We start from the raw sequence: 21,815 nt of genomic DNA on the forward strand, positions 1-21,815 counted from the left end.
TTATTTGTGGGTAATAGTAAGACATTAATTTTGGTGTACGTGACCTTGAAAGATCGTGATTCAATACTTAAATTATTAGGGTAGTAGGCAAATAATGGAGCTCAAAATGCATAATGTACAAGAAACTGAAAATTTAAAATTTGACGCTGAGGTAGGGAAAGTACTGAATATAGTGATTCATTCACTTTACACCAATAAAGACATTTTTCTGCGTGAATTAATATCAAATGCATCAGATGCATGTGATAAGTTGCGCTATGAATCTCAACTAAACCCTAATTTGCTAGATTTGAGTGACGAATTAAAAATCACTATCAGCTCCAATAAAGATAAGAACGAGCTATATATCACTGATAATGGCATTGGAATGAATAGACAGGATTTAATAGACAATCTTGGTACAATTGCAAGCTCTGGTACGCAAAAGTTCTTGGATGCGATTAAGAATAGCAAGGATTCAAGCCAAACTGTGGAGCTGATTGGGAAGTTTGGTGTTGGTTTTTACTCAAGCTTTATGGTTGCATCAGAAGTAATAGTAGAATCGAGAAAAGCTGGAGAAGAGGAGTCTTGGATCTGGCAATCCAAAGGAGATGGGGAATATTCAATCAGCAAGTCAGATAATCAAGTCCCTCGCGGAACCAAAATTACGCTCATTATGCATCCTGAAGAAAACGAGTTTTTAGATAAATTTCGTGTTGAAAATATTGTCACTACTTACTCTGATCACATAAATTTTCCTGTTGAATTTATAGACGAAGAAGGAAAAAGTGAAAAGTTAAACAGTAAGGCTGCAATTTGGACTAAGCCAAAAAATGACGTTACTCAAGAGGAGCACAACGATTTTTTCCGCAGTGTTGCTCACGTTGGCGGGGAGCCCTGGATGATATTGCATAATAAAAATGAAGGTGCAATAGAATATACAAATTTGCTTTATGTTCCTTCTATAAAACCTTTTGATTTATTCCATCCAGATAGACGTTGCTCTGTGAAGTTATATGTAAATAAAGTATTTATCACTGAAGATAACGTACAGATTATACCACAATACTTGCGTTTTCTGAAAGGCGTGGTTGATTCACCGGACTTGCCTCTTAATATCAGCAGAGAAACGCTGCAGAATAATCGTGTTGTTGAGCAGATCAGAAAATCTCTCACTAAGCGTGTGATATCAGAGCTCGGTAAAAAAGCAAAAGAGAATTTAGAGGAATATACAAAATTCTGGACCAATTTTGGTGCAGTTTTAAAGGAAGGTCTTTGTGAAGCTATGCCAACTGATGAGAGAGAAGCACTACTCTCAATTTGCAGATTTCATAGTACTGGTGATGAGAAATTAGTCAGCATTGATGACTATATAAGCAGAATGAAGCCTGAGCAGGAACATATCTATTATCTCACCGGAAATAGCCTCGATTCAGTGAAAAACAGTCCGCAACTTGAGGGGTTCGTCAGTAAAGGGCTGGAGGTTCTTCTGTTCGTTGATCCAGTGGATGATTTCTGGACTAGTGTAATTCATGAATATAAAGATCAAAAGTTTAAGTCTGTGACTCGCGCTGATGTTGATTTGGAAAAATTCTCTTCAGAAGAAGATAAGAAAAATGAAGAAAACAAATCGAATGAAGAAAAAACTGAGGAAACTATATTGCAATATTTTACTACAGTGCTCGGAGATTCAGTAAAAAGCGTAAAAATTTCCAAAAAATTGACTGATAGTCCCGTATGCCTAGCGGTTGATGAAGGTGCTATGGATCTTCGCATGGAGCGTTTTTTGCGTGAACAAAAGCAGCTAAATTACCGCACGCCAAAGGTGCTTGAAATTAACACTAAGCATCCTGTAATAAAGAGTATAATGAAATCTTATGCTGAAAGTGGTGAAAACCCAACATTGGAGGACATGGTTCACTTATTGTTTTACCAAGCTTGCATCGTGGAAGGCGAAGAGATGGATGACGCGAGCAGCTTTGCTAAGAGACTGAATAATTTGCTTGGCAAGATTTCTGTTTAATGCTATACTTAGCTTAGCTGCTAGTTAGGAGGTAAAACATGTTTGGTTCCAATTTTAGAGACTTTGTATCACAAGATACAACTTCACAGGGCCAATCAAATTCTGAAAGATTAATCAAAAGTTGGCATGGTTTTGAAAAACCAGATTCTGAAGATTCAGGTATTGAAGAAGAGTTTGAAGTTTTAGATAGCGAAAGTCAAGAGATACCAGCTACTCCATGTAGCACACCCCCTGAAGATCTAAGTTTAGAGAATGCAATACTTGCAAACTTTCCTGATGGTTGTGATAGGTCGTTTACTGTAGAGTTAAAAGATGAAGATTCATATGGTATCATTCCTAAAAACTTAACTTTTGCTGAGATTATAAATATCTTAAATCAAGCTATACAAGAAGATAATTGTGAAGAATTAGACAAGGTTGTACAAAATATTGAAGATTATGAAGGCAGGTCTATTACGCTGGATAATGAAAATCTCAAAGATTTCTGTTCAAATCAACTTAATTTGGAGTTACAAAACGGAAGCAACCATCAACATATATATTCAAATGTACTATCACAATATAAATTTGATCAAGAGGGTTTCAAGTATGATTATTCAGCAAAAGAGTTGGTACTATTAGCAATCGCAGCTAATAACAAACTGACAGAAAAATACCAGGACATACTTTTTGCTGAAGGAAATTTAAGTCTTTTACCTGTACTTGTTGGTGGTCAAGAATACGTTAAAGCTTTTATAGGAAGATTCCATGATACTGATGGGATTTATGATAAATTAAAAGATCAATCCATACAACTTGGCCAATCCAATAAGATTGGCTTTTTCTCAGTTATAGCATTAAGAAAAGAGCAAGAATTATTAAATGCAGTTTTTGTCGAATACGTTTTAAGAGATTTTGGACAAGTGTTAAAAACAAGTAAACCTGATCCTTTGTATGGTGTGCTTGAAACAGCGTCTCTGATCAAAAATGAAGAATTCATCACGATAGTGCTAGATGCATTTGAAAGATATATTAATGAGCTAACTAAAAAAGCCTCAACAGAAGAGTTATTAAAAAAGAGCTTTGCTACCTTGTTAGAAACTGCGATAAGCCAGGAACACACATCTGTCATTGAATACCTGTGCAAACGATACACTAATAGTGCAGATCGTGCCATTTACGATGTATATGAACAAGCATTTGCAGATGATAAAGTTATTACAATACTAAGGCAACAAATCCTGAAAAACATAGGAGCTCGTGGCAGAAAAGAAATTTATGATTTAATTCTGAAAACTGCATTGGATGCTGGTAATATTGCATTTATCGAGCACTTGTGTGAAAAATGTGCTAAATGCAGCAATGATGTTATCGGCTATCTCAATCAAAAATTTAAAAATAACGAATTTGATAACATACACGAATCAATCCTCATTGCATTGTCTAATGTTGAATACACAAACACAGACGTTATAGTCGAGGTGCTTTTTTACACTAAAGAAATCCATCAAAACGTATCACATAATGAGCAAGTGATTAGGCCGGTCATACAGAATATACTGAAAAATGCAACACACTACTCAATAGGCCAAGAAGATTACTCCTTAGTCAAGGAAGTATGTTACTTATACACAGAAGAGGGTGCAATTAACGTAATTTTTCAAGAGGAGTGTAAGATTTTTAAATCTAGCATAGAAAAGCGCATAGAAGATCTGGAAAAGGAAAACAAATTATTGCAATCTGAAGCTTTACGTGAATATAACAGCCGTCTTCCAGGTATTGTAAATGGATTAGTTCAGACTGCTTGCATAGTGTATGATGAATACACTAAAGATCCAAAAGACAATAAACGTCAAAAGAATATTGATCTAATATTCAGTTTAATGCAAATTAGAAATATTCTGCAATTTTCTATTGATGTGCAAGGATGTCCCTATCATGAACGTCAAGATTTGTGGGATGAAATGTACCAAGCTCCTGGAACTTTTACAATGCGAAAAAGAAGTCATAACGTTGCAGGTGAATTAGAAATTCCAGTTATAACAAGTGACATTCTATCAGAAAATCCAGAACTTGAAAGTACTGGCAGTAAGCAGCCACAAGAAAATATTGTGGACAGACGAGAAAATATTATGAATAATGAAGAGGACTCAAAAGAGGAGCATATTGGCAATAATTGTGAGGAGGGTAAAATGGGTAAAAGAAGCAAAAAAAAAGGTGTTACGCTACTTGCTAGTTTTGTTAGAAAAAAGATTAGTGAAATTATAAGCAAAGGTAATGATAACTTAAACTTAGAAGAGGAATTTAAAAATGTCCTGACGTTTGACAATCGTGATTCTGTACTAAAATACGCGAAAAGTCAAGAAGGTCCCTTTAAGGATAAAGTAGTAGCTTTTTTAACCCTACAAAAAAATAAGAAAAATGGTGCTCAAATCAATGGCAAGCAGTCTGCTAATCCAAGCAATACTGTACTATCTGTTCAACCAACTACACCTGAAACGCCTAATGCTTCTTCAAGTGAGAATAGTTTCCAGCTTGAAGGTGATCAAGATACACAACCACTTTTACTACAGAGTTCTGTGAGTGGTGATGAGCATAGTGGCACTCCTTCAAACCCTAGCAGCGAATATGTTGTAATTCCTTCAGGTTCTGGCAGCAGCTCTCCAATTCAGGATATAGTTAATGAAGAAGAACATGTGGCAACTAAAATAAATAATGAGGAGGTCTCTACGTTCAAAGATAATGACAGTCTGGAAAATATACAACCAGAAACTTCAGATGGTAATGGTGAGCATGAGCAAAATTCTGCTCAACTAATCAATATGCCTGAGAGTGAAGATCAAGAGCAAACTCCTGTTCAACTTGCTGGGCATGTGTCACAAAAGGATGATAATAAAAAAGATATGCAGCCAAAACCTGCACCAGAACCAATACCAACGTCTTCAGTAGCTAACAAAATCTCTGAACAAGAAGATGATACTCAAACCAATGGCAAGCTGCCTAATAATCCAGGAAATGGAAGTATTACTGCAGCACAAAATACGCAAAAGAGTAAGTGGCCTACCGTAGCTACATGGACGTTCGCAGTAGCTGGAATACTTGCAGGGGCTGCTGCACCGGCTGCATATTTTGCTTTTAGTGTTAGCTTGCTGACAACAGGAATAATAGCAGGTGTTGGAGCTTGTTGTCTGGTTGCCGCTGCAATTATATACTACTGTACACCTAAAAGCCAAGTTGAAAACAACGAGGTTGAAAAATCTTTCAACACGGGGAAAGTACCTACTGCCGTACATGTATAATAAATATAGTAGTTTACCATTTAATAATTTATTATAATTATGTTAATTATCGGTAAATAAGGACTTGGTAAACTACGAAGAAATATTCTTGAATAAAATAAAAGATATAAAAGATGAGGGACGTTACCGTGAATTTACGCACTTTGCGTCATTGCCAGGTAGGCTCCCCCACATTATGGACTATGAAAGAAATAGGGAAGTAATAGTCTGGTGCAGTAATAACTATTTGGGAATGTCACAAAATGAGAGTGTAATTGCCGCTATCCAAAATTCATCTGTTGGTGCTGGAGGAACAAGAAATATATCTGGTACAACAAAAGAGGTTGTCGAACTTGAAAAATCCTTAGCTTGTTTGCATAAAAAAGAGGCTGCTTTAACTTTTGCTTGTGGCTACCTCGCTAACCAGACAACACTTAGCACTTTATCATCTGTTATCCCAAATGTAGTAATTTTTTCAGATGAGAAGAACCATTCTTCGATGATAGAAGGCATAAAATCAGGAAAAAGGCCAAAACATATATTTAAACACAATGATGTTGATCATCTAGAGCAGTTACTCAAGTCTATAGACAAAAAGACACCAAAAATAATAGCACTTGAATCCGTATATTCAATGGATGGCGATATAGCGCCGCTTGAAGCGATATGTGATCTTGCAGATCAACATAATGCAATTACCTATTTGGATGAGGTGCACGCAGTTGGCATGTATGGTTCACATGGTGGCGGAATTGCAGAAAGAGAAGGTCTGATGGATAGAATAACCGTTATTCAAGGTACACTATCAAAGGCTTTTGGAGTGATGGGTGGGTATATAGCGTCTTCAAAGAGCTTGGTAGATGTAATAAGAAGTTCCGCTCCAGGATTTATTTTTACCACTGCTATGTCGCCTGTTTTAGCAGCGGCAGCAAAGGCAAGCGTTGAGCACCTAAAATCGAGCAACATTGAAAGGGAAAAGCAAAAGCAAGTCGTTGAAAAAGTAAAAAACTCACTGAGAAATGCAGGAATTAACTTCATTCCAACAGAAACTCATATAATTCCAATAATAATTGGCAACTCAGAGTTATCCAAAAAAGCATCAAAATTATTATTTGATGAGCATGGAATATACGTTCAACATATAAATTATCCAACAGTGCCAAGAGGAACTGAGCGTTTCCGTATTACCCCTACACCTTATCATACTGATGAAATGATAGAACATTTAACAGAATCTCTTGTAAAAGTTTTCGAAAAGTTGTCTATCTCTGTAGCCTGTTTATCCTAATTTAATATCGCCAGCAATAATCAATCCGTTGTCTTCCGTTAGCCTTCCACCGCTTTCTTGCAGAAAAAGTCTACCGAGCAAGGCTTTATATTTGTTAACTCCAGAGTAAACTGCTCCTCTGTGCCTTCCTGCTGCAAGGTACGCAAAGCCTAAAATTGTTGAACCGATGGAGCGTACATTACTATTGCCAGGCAGCAATTTATTTAATAAATTACCACTTACATCTATTAGACCCCCTTCACGGCTTTTCACCCGCATTTTTATATGACGAGATCTAAAATCCTCAAGAAAAGCACCTTTCTTTTCTTCTGCCCAAAAAGTTTCTCTAAGAGCCGGAGCATCAATTACAGCTGCCACAACTTTATTTTTATGAATGAGACAGACTGATACTGCAAAATAAACCATGCAACTAGAAAAGTTCTCCCTGCCCTCTATAGGCATAATAAACCAAGTATAACCGTTATCTTTTATTTCTTGGTCAGTATCATCTTCGGAAATAAACCCATAGTCTCGTTTGTAGTCGTGCAAGCAATCGTATATGGTTTGCTTGGATTTTGAATAAGTTTTATTAATGAAGTCTGCTGATTTAACATTAGAAATTTGCAATTCATTAAAATCGCGCATAAGCTGCCTGGAAGCACTACGCACAGAATCAAGCATCACATTAATTCGTGGTGATGAGATGGACATTCTTCCTTTTACTCTTTCACTCTTTCATAATAGCTGTCACCTGGAGTATATACTACAATTTTATCCTCTTCTTTTATAAATTGAGGCACGTTAACGCGCATTCCGTTTTCCAAAATTGCAGGCTTATAAGAAGCAGTAGCAGTTTGTCCTTTAATAACAGACTCTGTTTCTTTCACAGCAAGTGTAACATAATCAGGCACATGCGCAGAAATTATTTTGTCTTGATAAGCTACAACTTTAATTTTCATGTTATCCTGTAAATAAATTTTTTTTTCTCCCAATAAGTCCAAATTTATAGTGATTTGCTCGTAATTACTTGGATGCATAAGATTTACAATGTTTCCTTCAGTGAAAAGGTAAACATATTCCTCTTCATCTAAAATTGCCCTTCTGATTGTTGCATCAGAACGAAATCTTTCATAGTGTTTTGCTCCGGTCTTGATATTTTTCATTTCAGCTTGTATGTATGCACCACCTTTACCAGGTTGAGTATGCATAATACCTACAACCAAAAATAATCCGCCGTTATGTTCCAACACCTGACCTGGTCTAATATCGTTAGCTCTTTCTGCCATAATTACATTTTCAGTTTGATCTTACAATTATAAATAGCTTTATATAAATATCAAAGTCTTTATTAGTCAATAAATTCTGGTATATTTAATACTATATACCTCCCCTTTATATTTATATGTGGAAATATCTCTTTAGTGAAAGACAGCATAATACGTTTTTTTGTGCTGATAACTAAAATTTCTAATATATCCCCTGAGCCGAAATTATACACAGATTTTACATAGCCATATAATTCATTACTTTTCAGCCTTACTTCCATATCTACAAGGTCACTTTGGTAAAATTCATCCTCATCATTTAGCTCTGGTAACTTGCTTCTTTCTATATATAGCTTCTTATTCCTTAAAAGCTCTGCTTCATTACGGGAATTTACTCCGCTTATTGTAGCTATTACTAAATTATCACCTATGACGGATACTGAGTCTATTTTATAATTCTCATCACCACTTATTAGCTTACCATATAAGGAGATATTTTCAGGCTTTTCAGTAAAGGTTTTTACTTTAACAGCTCCTTTAATTCCGTGAGGAGAGGTAATAATTCCTAAGCATACCAGATTGTCGTTCATATTAATGCAAGTATCTAATCAGAAGATTTCTCAGATAAATATTGAGTCAAAATCTCGATGCCTTCATCAATCTCTTTTTCAGTGATAATGAGTGGAGGTAAAATTCTCACAACGTTATCTGATGTTACCCCAACAGTAAGCAAGCCGCGATGACTTAACTCTTCTGCAAACTTTTGATTGTCTGCTTTCACTTTTATTCCAAGCATTAACCCTTTCCCTCTTACTTCCTCTATTATTGGAAATTTACTTGCTAAGTCTTCTAGTTTATTTTTTAAGTATTTACCTCTAATTTCAACATTTTTCAAAAAGCCGGGGCTGAGCAATTCTTCGAGCACAGCATTACCTACTGAGGTTGCAAGCGGATTGCCACCAAAAGTGGAACCGTGCATACCGACCGCCATATATTTAGCAGCATTTTCAGTCGCAAGACAAGCCCCTAGCGGAAACCCGCCGCCTATTCCCTTTGCAAGAGCACATATATCAGGTTCCACTCCTATATGTTCGTATGCAAATAATTTTCCTGTCCTGCCAGCACCGCATTGCACGCAATCAAAAAATAACAATATGTCATTTTCATCACACAGCTTTCTTAGTTCTTTCATAAAGACTTCATTCATTACTTTGATACCACCTTGCCCTTGTATTGGTTCTATTAATATAACGCCTATACCACTTGAAATTGCTTTCTTTACGCTCTCAATATTGGGCTCGATGTTATCACACCAATCAATGTAGGGATTTAGTAATTCAGAAAATTTCTGTTTATCGTTTGTAGCACAAGTTAAAAAGGTTCTTCCATGAAATGCACCATGGAATGTTAAAATTCTGTGACGATTTTTATTGCCTTTTCCATTTTGATAGATCCTAGCAATCTTAAGCCCACATTCTACTGCCTCTGATCCAGAATTTGAGAAAAATACAGTGTCAGCGAAACTGTTGTTTATTAATTTTTCTGCAAAATTATTGGCAGCAGGTATATTATAGGTATTTGATATATGCCATAATTTTTCTCCTTGCAATTTAAGAGCACTAATTAATCGCGAATTAGTGTGACCTAAGCTACTAACGGCTATTCCGGAGTGAAAATCTACGTAGCGCTCACCATCAACATCATATAGGTAGATACCTTTGCCATGAGAAAAATTTATATTAACAGGAGAATAAACTGGCAAAATAGGAGAAATTGTCATAAAATATTATATGCTAAATTTTATTATTAATAACATAAAAACCGTTGTTTCACAATAAGAAGGATATGTATAAGCTAGGTAAATTGATGTTTTCTGCGTTGAAGAAAAACAAATACACAAAAGTTATTGTATTACTCTCATCGATCTTTATGATTTTATTCAGTGTGATATATTGTAATCATTTACTAAGGAGTAATTTCCTTTCTTCTTACCGTGATTCAAGTGTAAACTTAAAAAGCGTACTGGAAAATGGCATAATAAAAAAATACCATTATTTACTAATAGAAAAGCATCACATTAAATACAAAAATTTTGACTACATAAACCAACTAGTAAAACTACGTGCTGAATTATTACAATCAGTGAGCAAAGTAAAGGATTTCAGCTTAATACTGTATGATCAAAACGGCAGAATAATATTCAGTAATTTTAACACTCAAGATTATGATTATGAACAGTTACTTACAAACGATGAAATTGATAAACTATTAAGTAACCAAGAAATATTTTATACTACAGGAAATACATTAACTTCTATTTTCCCTATATTCCATGAAAATAGCGTTAAACCGTCGTTTTTTTTGAAGATTCTTCGAAACTACAATAATTCTTATGTTATAGCATATGGCCTGTTTTTAACATTTTTGGGCCTATTATTAATAATCTTAATATTAATAATGTTCTATTTGCACTTTTCTAATACCCAAATGCTAGCCAAGCAACATAAAACTAACATTGAATTACAGCAGATAAAAGAGACATTAGAGCAAGAAAATGCAAACAAGCTAAAGTTTTTTGCAAGCGTTACACATGAATTACGCACACCTCTTAATGCTATTATTGGATTTGCGGAGTTGATCAAAAATAAAACTTTAGGTTCAATGGATAATTCTCAATACAAGGAGTATGCAGACGATATATATAATGCAGGAACACACTTACTTACCTTAATTAATGATGTGCTCGATTTTTCTAAAGCTGAATCAAGTAGTTTAACAGTAGAAAAAGTGAAGTTTAACCTGAACAAAATAATGGATTCATGCGTAAATATGCTATTACCTAAATTAAAAGAAGCCGGGATTAATTTAAAAAAAGAGATGACTAATAAACAATTATTAGTCATTGCAGATCCCAAGAGAATGAAACAAGTTATAATAAATTTATTATCAAACTCAATCAAGTTTACTCCCAAAGATGGTTTAATAAGAATGGTGATAAAAGAAAATATAGAAAAAAACTTATTAACTATTGAGTTTCATGACAATGGAATAGGAATAATGCAGCAGGACATATATAAAGTTATGTCTGTTTTTGGCCAAGCAGATTCGGGGTATAGAAACGAAGGTACGGGCATCGGATTGCCGCTAAGCAAGAAATTAGTAGAGTTAATGGGTGGAACTTTTGACATTAAAAGTGAAGCAAAACTTGGTACTACGATAACATTGAACTTCTTTTATGAAGAACAAACATGTGAAGATTCGATTGATTTTTAATAGGATCTATTTGATATGGCCTTACATCAGACGAAAACCACACTTTATCAAAAGCGGCAAGCCGAGAAGGTAGGCAGAAATTCATCAATAAGCCCCCATCAAGAATCTTATCTGTTAGCTATATATAAAATTTGATACTCTGACTACAATATACTACTATAGATAGAAGTGTTATTAATGGAGCAAGGTATGGAATTAGCAGTAGGAAATAATGCACCCGATTTTAGCTTACCAACAGATTCTGGTGAAAATTTATCACTGAGTGAATTTTTTGATAAAAAAAATGTAGTTCTTTATTTTTATCCTAAAGACGATACTCCGGGTTGTACAATGGAGGCAAAAGGCTTTAGAGATAAAATAGATGATTTTTCTTTCCTTGACACAGTGATAATTGGTGTATCAAAAGATAGTGTTAGATGTCACACTAACTTCAAAGCAAAATATTCTCTGCCGTTTTCTTTAGTTTCTGATGAGAATGCTGAAATGTTGGGAAAATATGGTGTTTGGGTAGAGAAAAGTATGTTTGGCAAAAAGTATATGGGAATAGAACGCACTACTTTTTTAATAGATAAAAAAGGTAAAATAGTGAAGATCTGGAAAAATGTAAAAGTTAGTGGACATGTTGATGAGGTTCTGGAAGAAGTAAAGAGAATATAAACTAAAGAATAGGTTAATGGCTACCCATTGCTACATAAAAAAGCTGAAATTACATAATTTTCGTAGCCACTCAAACTTTGAACTGGATTCAGATGATAGCTCAGTTGTAATAACTGGCAAAAACGGTATTGGTAAAACTAATATACTTGAAGCAATCTCGTTGCTTGCTAAAAGCAATGGAATGAAAAAAGCAAAAGCCAGTGAGATACAAAATAGATTCAGTAATGAAGATTGGGTAGTGCACTATGATTTTTTTAATGGAATGGATTTTAATTCAATTGGTATCGCAAAGAGTTTTGATAAGAAACTAATACAAATTGATGGAAAAACGCAATCGAGTTATTCATCTTTGTATAAGATATCCAATGTAATATGGCTGATTCCACAAATGGACTATGTTCTTCTTAATTCTCCAAGTGACAGATTAAAATTTTTAGACCGTATAGTCTCACTGTTTGAGGAAAATTACACTTGCTGCTACATGAAACACAGAAAAGCTAAACGTGAGCGAAGTAAACTGTTGAGAGAGAACACCTTGGACGAAAATTGGCTCTCTAGTCTTGAAAACATAATGGCCGTTAATGCAGTTAGTATTTTACGTATGCGATCGTCTGTTTTAAAGACACTACAAGACACAATTGATAACCATTCCAGTGAGTTTTTTCCGAAGGCAAGTTTGAAATTCAGCAGCCAGCTAACTTTGGACGATACTGCAGAATATTTTCAGAATCGTCTAAAGGAAAACAGAGAAAAAGATTCATTGACTGGTAGAGTAACCTTTGGTGTGCATAACGATAATTTTCGGGTTTTTTGTCAAAAAAGAAACGTACCAATAAATCTGTGCTCCACTGGAGAACAAAAGTTATTACTGCTTTCTATTATTTTATCCAGTGTAAAAGCAAGGTGTATTCATTACAATAAGGCACCACTTCTTCTACTTGATGATATAATGTCTCATCTGGATAAACATTACAGAAAGGCGTTAATGGAGGAAGTGTTAAGTATTCAATGTCAAACTTGGATAACTGATGTAAATCAAGATAATTTCAATAGCTATCTTTATTCTTTCAAGTTTTTTGAATTATCAAATGAATAGTACCTCTTTCAAAGCTCATACAGGCAACTCCCAATTGTAAATTCCGGCAATTAAACCTCAAACCAAAACATTTCTGTTTTTTTTACTTTAAATTAAATGCAAAAGTTACTTTACAAACTTCGCCAGTCCCCTTATCATGAAACTGAAGCTATTTATTTATCTTCGCAATCTCTGCAGTGGATTAATGATAAAAAACTTAATGTATTTGGCGTAAATCATGCTGAATTTTTGCACTATGTGCACCTCATGTCTTTATAAAACTTCTAGGTTTCTACCTATATAAGCTGAAACGCGCTTACAAAGCGTTTAAGACAGCAAAAAACGTCAAATTGACAAGGGAGAATTTGAATGCTAGCCACCCTAGGGTTTCTTTGCCTTTTTTTTCGCTCAGTAAATTTCTTAATGTTTATAATTTAGATTAGTTGCGGCTTAAAAGCAGCTGAATCGCGGTTATTAAGCGTTTAGAATAAAAAAACGCCATACTTGAAAGTATAATGTAAGTAATTAGCCAACCACGGGGCTTCTTTTGCCTTTTTTTTTATTTGGTAAATTTCTTAATATTCATAGCTAAACGACAACCGTTATTCCGCTGCTTGTTAGCTGATGAGATACCGCGAATGAATCGCGGTATGACGGTATGCGGCGGCATGACGATAAGCCTTGTCATTCCAGCGCGTGACGCTGGAATCTAAACTTTAACTGATATGATTACAGAAAGAGAATTTATTAGGTATTCATAGACACTGAAAGTGGTCAGCTTGACCACTTTCAAGTAAAGAAAACTACGTTTGTGCCTCCAATAATTTCTATTACTTATCCGCTACTGCACCGTCTTTACAAATCACACCTCCTGGTGTTATTTTTGAAACGACTACAGGAGCGCCAAAAAACACAGCAGTGAACGCACCGAGTGCAAAAAGCGCTGGCCATGGCATTCTGCCGAATATCGCAAGCAAAGCTGCACCAATTATCACTATTGTGATCATCGGTCCACCTATGCCGTGAGTATAGCCTATTATCTTGCATATCACCGATGATGTTGTATCATTTTTATCAACAAAAGTATTTGCAGCATTTGCATCAAATGCAAAGGAGAGAATTAAAGCCACAAGTAGAAGAAAATTTTTCATTACGCCTCCGATAATTTCTATTTAATGCTGGATTATCCTTCACTTTGATTAAATTTAAGTAAATGGTGAGGATTTTTTGCTTAAAAGTATCCTTTATTTCATTTAGAATACTTTTCTTGGTTCGTCTATATTACAGTGCTACAGAAATTTTACAGCATCGTTTATTGCCTTTATCGTGCTTTGATTGACACAATTCATAATGATGGAGTGGAGCATGCAGGGTATTTATCATTTTTAATTCTGTTATCAATATTTCCTTTTCTCATCGTTTTAATGGCTGTGGCGTCAACATTCGCAAATTTTTTAGACCAGTACAACATTGGCTGGGTATTTATCATTGATAACATGCCACAGGATATTTTATCATCTTTGATGCCGCGTATTAGGGAGATAATATCAGGCCCGCCGCAAAGCTTACTAACTTTAGCAATTGTAGGTGCTGTTTGGACCGCTTCATCGACAATTGAAGGGCTTAGAACAATACTCAATAAGGCCTATAAAGTTCCGGTTTCGCCGCCTTATATATTAAGAAGAGTACTAAGTATATTACAATTTTTAGTAATCACGCTTATTATAACTCTAACTATAGTGTTTTCTACACTAGTACCAATGCTAATTGATTTTTCCTATCAGGGGCTAAGTTATACTAGGTATTTACTTATTGAATTTGTACTTTTCACAGTAGTCTCTTGGCTATATTTTATGTTACCAAACATAAAACAAAATTTATCAGACGTATTTCCTGGATCTTGTGTAGCTGTTATTCTTTGGACGATTTCTGCTTCAGCTTTTAAGCAATACTTAAAAGCTTCCTTTGACCAACTGGATTTGATATATGGAAGTTTAGGTGGTGTGGTAGTGTCATTACTATTTTTTTATATGCTAAGTTTGATTTTTATATATGGAGCAAAATTCAATTTTCAGCTAAAATATTTCAATGGATCTCGCTAAGGAGAAAGAAATGGGTAAGTTAGAAGGTAAAGTAGCTTTAATCACCGGAGCTTCAGGTGGAATAGGCTCTGCTGTTGCAAAAAGGTTTATAAGAGAAGGTGCATGTGTGATTCTGATTTCAAGATCTCTTGATAATCTCAAGCCACTATATAATGAAATTGAAGAGCTTGAAGAATTTAAAGAAGGCTCTGTGAAACTAATTCAGCTTGATCTTTTAGACTTTGAGAATGTAAAGATACTGACAAACATGATAGAAAGCCTGAAATTATCAGAATCTGGAGCACTTGATATATTAGTTGCGTGTGCTGGAATTTTAGGCAAACTGAACCCCATTCATGACTGTGAGATTGAAGAGCTACAGAACGTAATGAATACAAATTTTACTGCCAATTGGTACTTACTAAAAAACTTAGATCCAATGCTAAAAAAGTCTAATGCTGGAAGAGCGATATTCATGACCTCAGAAGTGACACTTTCTCCTTCCTCTTATCCATATTGGATGCCGTATGCTGCAAGTAAAGTTGCACTAGAAATAATGGTGCAGATATATGCATCTGAGACAAAACATACAAAATTATGTGTAAATGCTGTATACACGGAAGGACCTGTGGGTAGTGAGCAGGCATTTCCTGGATCTGAATTGGTGCCACCTGATAAACTAACAGATAAATTTGTGGAACTTGCTTCTGAAGATTGTAGCATATCAGGAGAAATCTTGCCACTCAGTAAGTCTTTTGAATAAATTACCATAGTATCTGCAAAGATACCATTAAGCCCACAACTGTATGAACATTGTGATTTGAGAGTAATCTCCACTAGGAAGGATGTCATCCCAGTGCCTCTATGGTGTCATGCCAGTGCGTGACACTGGAATCTAGTCTTTATTATGCAGCCACTTATTTAAAGTTAAGTTTTCTGGATCCCAGTGTCTGGGCACTGGGATGACACCTCTGGGCACTGCCGTCATAAAGGAACCAGTGTCAGCTACTTGAATGACATCATTTGCTGTGCAATTTACCTTCAAAAATGAATGTTTGTACAGCTGTGTGTCAAGCACTGGAATCTGCCACGCAAATTGCAATGTTCGTACAGTTATGCGTCAAGCCTAAAAGTAATTAGCTAATAGGTTTAATAAAAATTCACATATACAGGAAAGATTGGTAACATTACTTGAATAGAGACCGTTATTGTAATTATGCCGAAACGCACAGATATAGAATCTATATTAGTAATAGGAGCAGGCCCAATAGTTATAGGTCAGGCATGCGAGTTTGATTATTCTGGAACGCAAAGCTGTAAAGTATTAAAAAGTGAAGGTTATAAAGTCATTTTGGTTAACTCCAACCCCGCAACTATAATGACAGATCCTGAATTCTCTGATGCAACTTATATTGAGCCGGTACTGCCTGAAATCATAGAGAAAATTATAATTAAGGAGAGGCCAGACGCAATATTGCCAACAATGGGCGGGCAAACAGCACTCAATTGCGCAATAAAACTTGCAGATGATGGAGTGTTAGACAAATACAACGTAGAATTAATAGGGGTAAATAGAGAAGCAATAAAAAAAGCAGAGGATAGAGAGTTATTCCGTCAGTCCATGGATAGAATAGGACTGAAATATCCCAAAAGTATCATTATAAAAAATCAAGAACAAATAAAAAAGGCTTTGGACTACGTTGGATTACCAGCAATCATCCGTTCATCATTCACTCTTGGTGGCGCAGGTAGTGGCATAGCATATAATAAAGAGGAGTTTTTCAATATCGCAGAAAGTGCTCTCAAAATTTCGCCAATAAATGAAGTTCAGATAGATGAATCAATTATCGGCTGGAAAGAGTATGAAATGGAAGTTATCCGCGATTGTAAAGATAACTGCATAATAGTCTGTTCGATAGAAAATGTTGATCCAATGGGAGTGCACACCGGAGATAGTATTACGGTTGCTCCTGCTTTGACTCTGCGTGATGCTGAATATCAACAAATGAGAAATGCATCTATAGCAGTGCTGAGGGAAATTGACGTTAGTGCCGGTGGTGCAAATGTTCAGTTTGCAGTGAACCCTAAAGAAGATGGAAGCCTCGTTGTAATTGAAATGAATCCAAGGGTTTCTCGCTCCTCTGCACTTGCTTCGAAAGCAACAGGCTATCCTATTGCAAAAGTTGTAACTAAACTTGCTATTGGCTATTCGCTCGATGAAATACGTAATGACTGCGCTCCAGTTATACCTGCTGCATTTGAACCAGTGATTGATTATATCGTCACTAAAATTCCTCGTTTTGAATTTGAGAAATTTAAGGGGACGAATTGTGAATTATCAACCTCCATGAAATCGGTGGGAGAAGTAATGTCTATAGGCCGCACTTTTAATGAGTCGCTGCAGAAAGCTTTTCGCTCGCTTGAAACTGGGCTCACGGGACTTGATGAAGTGTTTTCTGAAAATACTGATATTGATCACATCAGATCTCAATTAGCAAAATTGCTACCGAACAGATTGCTGATTGCTGCTGATGCAATGCGTCATGGAATTAGCATAGAAGAAATAAATTCAATTACAGGTTATGACTTATGGTTTTTGCAGAATATACAGCAAATCATCTTGGCTGAACAAAAAATCAAGGAAAACGGCCTCCCTGGAACTGCATATGAAATGTTGGAGCTGAAAAAAATGGGATTTTCAGATGCAAGATTGGCGAAATTAAGCAATAAGAAAGTAGAGCAAATCGAAGAAACAAGAAAAAAATTTGGCATCAAACAAGTTTATAAGCGTGTAGACACCTGTGCAGCTGAATTTGAATCGAGCACTGCTTATATGTATGGCTGCTATGAGGGTGATGTTGAAAATAAAACGGAATGTGAGGCGAATATTTCTGACCGAGAAAAGGTTGTCATTTTAGGAAGTGGTCCAAATCGCATTGGTCAAGGTATTGAGTTTGATTATGCATGCGTACATGCAGCTTCTGCCGCCAAAGAAATGGGGTATGAAACAATAATGATCAACTGTAATCCCGAAACTGTCTCAACTGACTACGATACCGCTGATCGTTTATATTTTGCACCACTCATTGCAGAGGATGTGCTTGAAATACTAAGTAAAGAGCAAGAAAATGGCACACTGGTTGGTGTAATAGTTCAAATAGGTGGTCAAACACCTTTAAAGTTAGCCAAAGTGCTTAACGAGAGAGGTTTCAAAATTTTGGGAACTTCGTTTGATTCTATTGACCTTGCAGAAGATCGCATGAGGTTTAAAAATCTTGCTTTGCAACTTAATTTAAAACAACCTGAAAATTCTATCTGCCATTCAGTAGAAGAAGCGTTAACCAACGCAGAAAAGGTGGGGTTTCCACTAGTAGTCAGGCCATCATATGTCCTTGGCGGTCAGTCTATGTCGATTAGACACGATACTCAGAGCTTCAAAGAGTATGTCTTGAATCAAACCAAAATTTTTGAACACGGATCGCTGCTTCTTGATAAATTTTTAGTCAATGCAGTTGAGGTTGACGTTGATGCTGTATGTGATGGGGAAAAAGTTTTCATTGCAGCGGTCATGGAGCATATTGAAGAAGCTGGTATCCACTCTGGTGATTCAACATGCTCAATACCGACAAATACATTGAGTGACGAAGTAATAAAAGAGATTAAGCTACAAACTGAAAGAATAGCTCTTGCACTAGAAGTGAAAGGTCTGATAAACATTCAGTTTGCTGTTCAAGAGAATAGACCTCTTGCAGAACCTGTTTGTGATGAGAAATTTTTAGAAAAAATGCAGATGAGCACCACAGAATACTCGAATGTATTTGAGGAGCGCAGACAAGCTTTGACGACAAAATTGCCTTCAGAAATCGAGTTATGCAAGAGGTCTAGTGATGTATACATACTTGAAGTGAATCTAAGGGCTAGTCGCACAGTTCCTTTTATTTCCAAAGTAATTAACATCCCTATTGCAAAACTTGCCACTCAAGTTATTTTGGGTAAAAAATTGAATCAGGAAAACGAGCCTTTCAATCATTTTGCAGTTAAAGCTGCTGTTTTTCCATTCACGCGCTTTTCGGGAATTGATATTCTACTTGGTCCTGAAATGAAATCAACAGGAGAAGTGATGGGAATTGACTCATCTTTCGAAGCTGCACTTGCAAAAGTGCATATGGCTGCGGGATACAAGTTACCAACAGAAGGAGCAGCTCTGGTTTCAGTAAAAGATGATGATAAAGAGTATATATTGCCTGTTGTACGAATGTTGAAAGAACTGAGTTTTGAAATATATGCAACCAAAGGTACAGCTTCTTATCTGAATAATAATGGCATTGCTGCACAAACTGTAAATAAAGTGAGAGAAGGCAGACCCCACATAGTTGATATGCTCAAAGATGGAAAAATAAATCTAGTGATCAATACTTCAAAAGGTGTGAAATCAGTCTCAGATAGCAAAGATATCAGGAGAACTGCTATTTTGCAAAATATAGCTTACAGTACCACAGCTTCTGGGAGTAAAGCGTTAGTGCTTGCAATTCAATATGTAAAGAATAGCAAATTGGAAGTGAAATCATTACAGCAGATACAAAACGTTTAAATATCAAAACTAGAATAACTCACTCTCAAAATGCTAAAGAGAACATAATAAAAAGATGGAAATTTTGAAGGAAATAGTATACCTAAAGAATCAACTAGCGTAATTGAACAGCCAAATGCTACAACGAATACTCCACAATCTTACCTAGAGGACACTTCCCTTATATGTTAAGAACAGGTCTTTATAAATATCAAAGTAGTGATATTAAAGACACACAGAGAAGAGGAACCGTCACGCCCCTTGATTATAAGAATCGTTGTTCAGCAAGGTTCTCTTCTCTGGTTTATTATACTGAAAGTTCCGAACAACTGATTGAGCTTTTAGGCTCGTATATAAGGCTGGAAAATGCAGTATATGTTATTATTACGGAGGAATTATGAATTCATCAAACATTATTGCTGGCATTGATGTTAGCAAAAGTAAATTAGATCTCCACATTCACCCACTTGAGCATTATAAAATATTTGAAAACAATGTACAATCCATTGATGAAATGCTGGACTTTTTACGTTTGCATAATGTAACCAAAATTGGTCTTGAGGCAACTGGTGGATACGAAAAATTATGTGCCTATACTTTACTAAGCAATGGTTTTGAGGTGTACGTCATTCAACCAAGGTGGGAGAGACTATGCTAAAAGCCTTGGTATTACTACAAAAACTGATAAAATAGACTGCAGTATCATCTCACGTTATATTAATAATACAGATATGCGTGTTACTCCTTTAACAGTTAGTAATGGTAATATTGATTGCTTGAAACAAAAATTATCTCGTAGAAACCAACTTGTAGAAATAGCAAAAATACAAAAAACCCAAATCCAACAGGTAACTGATACATCTATAATCAAACAAATAGAGGAACTTCTTGCAATTTTACGTAATCAAATTAGAACTTTAGAAGATGAAATGATTACATTTATCGATCAAAACCAAGAGCTTAAAAGAAAATATATATCAATAACTATATAGTAGCGGGATGACGGTTTTTCAAATTGTCGGTAAATCTAAGTCAGTTTAGCTATAGGCAGCAATTTTCTGTATTTATTTTAAATTGAAGAAAGCTCAAATGAAAGATCGTGTTTTGCTAAAAATCACAGAATGCAGTTTGGTTACTATTTAAAAGGATATGTTCAAAAAAACTGTGTCAAATCAACTCATACACTTCATTACCAACTTCATGATGAAGTTCCGCAGTTGGATGGAAATAATCCTTTAGTGTTTCTTTGCTACACCCAGGGTTATAGTGAACGTCAAGTTCCCCTTTAAATATCAACTTTAAGAGTATTTTTATATTTTCTTTAAATCTCCCAACTTGGTCTGCAATGTTCGATGTGCATGCATCTTGACAATTTAAACCTTTGCTCTTGTATTCGCTAAACATACTTCTCATTTTAGAGTTAAGATCAAATGCTTTTATTTCAAGATTTGTACTTTTCTTCATATAATCTAAGCCTTTAGCCAGTTTTGCATTGAAACTCTCCGTGAGCTTTGTAGCTAGTTCCCTTGCTTCTTCATCTCTATTAAAAGCTGGTATTAAGCCAACTTCAGGTGCGTTTGCAACAACTACATGCTTAACACCATGTTCATTTAGAACCTTAAGTGCATTACATATTTCACTCACTGCTTGTTCCAACACTTCTTCCGCTTTAGTATTGTCATAAGCAGTGGCAACCATAACATCATTTCCGCCGATTATGATGCAAAATAAATCTTCTTTACCTATATCTGGATGATGTTTAATTACCGCATCTAGCTGGTTAGCTAAACGAAATTTATTGAAGAAATAAGAAAAAATAGGGTCAAAAATTTCAGATGCTGTTGCATATGAAACTGCGTAATTCTGACCTTGCTGTTCGTGGCATCTCCCAAAAAATGAATAACTCCACCCAGGTTTAAATCTTACTATTACCCACAAATATAAATGTTTGTTGCATAGCTCTTAATGGCATAACTTTTGCTTGAAATAACTGTTTATATGGTGCAATTTACAGCTTTTAGTTGCTAAAATTATAACTCTTAGTTTAATAATTTTAATCTAATAAGCTTTCAGGTTAATAAAATTAAATTATTTGAGTAAATACAATACTATGTTTTTATTTGTGGGTAATAGTAAGGGTTTAAATTCATCTAAATCTAAATATTTTGCTATATATTCAACAGCAGTAGGGCCATTGCTAAAAGATCTTCCTTGATAAAAAGGGTCATCAAACTTTATGCTTTTTGCAAAGGATAAGTTATTTAAAATTCCAATAATTGCGCCATTATCAGATAAACTATCACCCAGAACATAAAAATTTCTATACTTTGAATTAGAATTGTCATTTTTGTTTGTCATAATATTTACC

General features: G+C 35.3%; 19 protein-coding genes. 11 read left to right on the top strand and 8 right to left on the bottom strand.

All coding sequences use genetic code 11. The features are described 5' to 3' along the window. Positions 1-106 precede the first annotated feature (106 nt). The 3 genes from htpG to hemA all read left to right on the top strand — a co-directional run bounded on the left by htpG (position 107) and on the right by hemA (position 6,547). A complete protein-coding gene (gene htpG, locus NL281_RS03515) occupies positions 107-2,002 on the top strand; it encodes a molecular chaperone HtpG (protein WP_182309722.1) in 1,896 nt (631 codons plus the stop codon). A 38-nt stretch (positions 2,003-2,040) separates the two neighbouring features. Continuing rightward, positions 2,041-5,280 (top strand): host RNA manipulator TomO, encoded by a 3,240-nt coding sequence (locus NL281_RS03520; RefSeq protein WP_253303632.1) that lies wholly within the window; start codon positions 2,041-2,043, stop codon positions 5,278-5,280. A 64-nt stretch (positions 5,281-5,344) separates the two neighbouring features. Then, complete coding sequence (gene hemA / locus NL281_RS03525) at positions 5,345-6,547, top strand: 5-aminolevulinate synthase (RefSeq protein WP_253303633.1); 1,203 nt, start codon at positions 5,345-5,347, stop codon at positions 6,545-6,547. Here the strand turns inward: hemA and NL281_RS03530 are convergent. The 4 genes from NL281_RS03530 to NL281_RS03545 all read right to left on the bottom strand — a co-directional run bounded on the left by NL281_RS03530 (position 6,539) and on the right by NL281_RS03545 (position 9,571). Further along, positions 6,539-7,237: an inositol monophosphatase family protein gene (locus tag NL281_RS03530; protein WP_182321100.1), complete on the bottom strand. Its 699-nt coding sequence runs from the start codon at positions 7,235-7,237 to the stop codon at positions 6,539-6,541. The two genes, hemA and NL281_RS03530, sit on opposite strands and share 9 nt — an antisense overlap. Before the next feature lie 8 nt (positions 7,238-7,245). Beyond that, on the bottom strand, positions 7,246-7,812 hold the full coding sequence (gene efp, locus NL281_RS03535) for an elongation factor P (RefSeq protein WP_006279719.1): 567 nt from the start codon (positions 7,810-7,812) through the stop codon (positions 7,246-7,248). A gap of 62 nt (positions 7,813-7,874) precedes the next feature. Beyond that, the gene (gene rimM, locus NL281_RS03540) at positions 7,875-8,381 is read right to left on the bottom strand and encodes a ribosome maturation factor RimM (RefSeq protein ID WP_006279718.1); all 507 of its coding nucleotides are present in this window, start codon (positions 8,379-8,381) and stop codon (positions 7,875-7,877) included. A gap of 14 nt (positions 8,382-8,395) precedes the next feature. Beyond that, on the bottom strand, positions 8,396-9,571 hold the full coding sequence (locus tag NL281_RS03545; protein WP_155969393.1) for an aspartate aminotransferase family protein: 1,176 nt from the start codon (positions 9,569-9,571) through the stop codon (positions 8,396-8,398). Between the two features lie 65 nt (positions 9,572-9,636). On the opposite strand from NL281_RS03545, the gene NL281_RS03550 reads away from it, so the two are divergent. From NL281_RS03550 to recF, 3 genes are all read left to right on the top strand, one after another. Beyond that, positions 9,637-11,064 carry a sensor histidine kinase gene (locus tag NL281_RS03550; protein ID WP_209473279.1) on the top strand — a complete coding sequence of 476 codons (1,428 nt, stop codon included), beginning with the start codon at positions 9,637-9,639 and terminating at the stop codon, positions 11,062-11,064. Between the two features lie 189 nt (positions 11,065-11,253). Further along, complete coding sequence (gene bcp / locus NL281_RS03555; protein ID WP_006279715.1) at positions 11,254-11,721, top strand: thioredoxin-dependent thiol peroxidase; 468 nt, start codon at positions 11,254-11,256, stop codon at positions 11,719-11,721. 16 nt (positions 11,722-11,737) lie between these two features. Then, complete coding sequence (recF, locus tag NL281_RS03560; protein ID WP_182319834.1) at positions 11,738-12,817, top strand: DNA replication/repair protein RecF; 1,080 nt, start codon at positions 11,738-11,740, stop codon at positions 12,815-12,817. A gap of 809 nt (positions 12,818-13,626) precedes the next feature. On the opposite strand, the gene NL281_RS03565 is transcribed toward recF, so the two are convergent. After that, a complete protein-coding gene (locus tag NL281_RS03565; protein WP_015589492.1) occupies positions 13,627-13,947 on the bottom strand; it encodes a TrbC/VirB2 family protein in 321 nt (106 codons plus the stop codon). A gap of 135 nt (positions 13,948-14,082) precedes the next feature. Here NL281_RS03565 and NL281_RS03570 point away from each other — a divergent pair, with 135 nt between their 5' ends. Together NL281_RS03570 and NL281_RS03575 are read left to right on the top strand one after the other, a co-directional pair. Further along, on the top strand, positions 14,083-14,898 hold the full coding sequence (locus tag NL281_RS03570; RefSeq protein WP_006279712.1) for a YihY/virulence factor BrkB family protein: 816 nt from the start codon (positions 14,083-14,085) through the stop codon (positions 14,896-14,898). Next, positions 14,885-15,640, top strand: a complete 756-nt coding sequence (locus NL281_RS03575) for an SDR family oxidoreductase (protein WP_182319884.1) — start codon at positions 14,885-14,887, stop codon at positions 15,638-15,640. Before NL281_RS03570 ends, NL281_RS03575 begins: the two co-directional genes overlap by 14 nt. A gap of 132 nt (positions 15,641-15,772) precedes the next feature. On the opposite strand, the gene NL281_RS03580 is transcribed toward NL281_RS03575, so the two are convergent. Further along, the gene (locus NL281_RS03580; protein ID WP_253303634.1) at positions 15,773-15,922 is read right to left on the bottom strand and encodes a WPE palindromic element domain-containing protein; all 150 of its coding nucleotides are present in this window, start codon (positions 15,920-15,922) and stop codon (positions 15,773-15,775) included. Positions 15,923-16,093: 171 nt separating this feature from the next. Here NL281_RS03580 and carB point away from each other — a divergent pair, with 171 nt between their 5' ends. From carB to NL281_RS03595, 3 genes are all read left to right on the top strand, one after another. After that, a complete protein-coding gene (gene carB / locus NL281_RS03585) occupies positions 16,094-19,468 on the top strand; it encodes a carbamoyl-phosphate synthase large subunit (protein ID WP_253303635.1) in 3,375 nt (1,124 codons plus the stop codon). A 376-nt stretch (positions 19,469-19,844) separates the two neighbouring features. Further along, positions 19,845-20,105 (top strand): IS110 family transposase, encoded by a 261-nt coding sequence (locus NL281_RS03590; protein WP_010082049.1) that lies wholly within the window; start codon positions 19,845-19,847, stop codon positions 20,103-20,105. After that, positions 20,056-20,439 (top strand): hypothetical protein, encoded by a 384-nt coding sequence (locus NL281_RS03595; protein ID WP_253303636.1) that lies wholly within the window; start codon positions 20,056-20,058, stop codon positions 20,437-20,439. Before NL281_RS03590 ends, NL281_RS03595 begins: the two co-directional genes overlap by 50 nt. 175 nt (positions 20,440-20,614) lie before the next feature. Here NL281_RS03595 and NL281_RS03600 read toward each other — a convergent pair whose 3' ends face one another. Further along, positions 20,615-21,385 (bottom strand): SGNH/GDSL hydrolase family protein, encoded by a 771-nt coding sequence (locus NL281_RS03600; RefSeq protein ID WP_253303637.1) that lies wholly within the window; start codon positions 21,383-21,385, stop codon positions 20,615-20,617. A gap of 150 nt (positions 21,386-21,535) precedes the next feature. Continuing rightward, a complete protein-coding gene (locus tag NL281_RS03605; RefSeq protein WP_253303638.1) occupies positions 21,536-21,805 on the bottom strand; it encodes an SGNH/GDSL hydrolase family protein in 270 nt (89 codons plus the stop codon). Positions 21,806-21,815 lie beyond the last annotated feature (10 nt).

The sequence above is a fragment of the Wolbachia endosymbiont of Phyllotreta cruciferae genome (assembly GCF_918697765.1).
Taxonomy (GTDB): Bacteria; Pseudomonadota; Alphaproteobacteria; order Rickettsiales; family Anaplasmataceae; genus Wolbachia; species Wolbachia pipientis.

What these genes read in the sequence shown, in the direction of transcription:
- htpG (WP_182309722.1), top strand. Translation starts at nt 107, where the DNA reads ATGCATAATGTACAAGAAACTGAAAATTTAAAATTTGACGCTGAGGTA.
- NL281_RS03550 (WP_209473279.1), top strand. Translation starts at nt 9,637, where the DNA reads ATGTATAAGCTAGGTAAATTGATGTTTTCTGCGTTGAAGAAAAACAAA.
- rimM (WP_006279718.1), bottom strand. Translation starts at nt 8,381, where the DNA reads ATGAACGACAATCTGGTATGCTTAGGAATTATTACCTCTCCTCACGGA.
- NL281_RS03520 (WP_253303632.1), top strand. Translation starts at nt 2,041, where the DNA reads ATGTTTGGTTCCAATTTTAGAGACTTTGTATCACAAGATACAACTTCA.
- NL281_RS03590 (WP_010082049.1), top strand. Translation starts at nt 19,845, where the DNA reads ATGAATTCATCAAACATTATTGCTGGCATTGATGTTAGCAAAAGTAAA.
- NL281_RS03595 (WP_253303636.1), top strand. Translation starts at nt 20,056, where the DNA reads ATGGTTTTGAGGTGTACGTCATTCAACCAAGGTGGGAGAGACTATGCT.
- carB (WP_253303635.1), top strand. Translation starts at nt 16,094, where the DNA reads ATGCCGAAACGCACAGATATAGAATCTATATTAGTAATAGGAGCAGGC.
- efp (WP_006279719.1), bottom strand. Translation starts at nt 7,812, where the DNA reads ATGGCAGAAAGAGCTAACGATATTAGACCAGGTCAGGTGTTGGAACAT.
- NL281_RS03605 (WP_253303638.1), bottom strand. Translation starts at nt 21,805, where the DNA reads ATGACAAACAAAAATGACAATTCTAATTCAAAGTATAGAAATTTTTAT.
- NL281_RS03530 (WP_182321100.1), bottom strand. Translation starts at nt 7,237, where the DNA reads ATGTCCATCTCATCACCACGAATTAATGTGATGCTTGATTCTGTGCGT.
- NL281_RS03545 (WP_155969393.1), bottom strand. Translation starts at nt 9,571, where the DNA reads ATGACAATTTCTCCTATTTTGCCAGTTTATTCTCCTGTTAATATAAAT.
- bcp (WP_006279715.1), top strand. Translation starts at nt 11,254, where the DNA reads ATGGAATTAGCAGTAGGAAATAATGCACCCGATTTTAGCTTACCAACA.
- NL281_RS03575 (WP_182319884.1), top strand. Translation starts at nt 14,885, where the DNA reads ATGGATCTCGCTAAGGAGAAAGAAATGGGTAAGTTAGAAGGTAAAGTA.
- recF (WP_182319834.1), top strand. Translation starts at nt 11,738, where the DNA reads ATGGCTACCCATTGCTACATAAAAAAGCTGAAATTACATAATTTTCGT.
- NL281_RS03565 (WP_015589492.1), bottom strand. Translation starts at nt 13,947, where the DNA reads ATGAAAAATTTTCTTCTACTTGTGGCTTTAATTCTCTCCTTTGCATTT.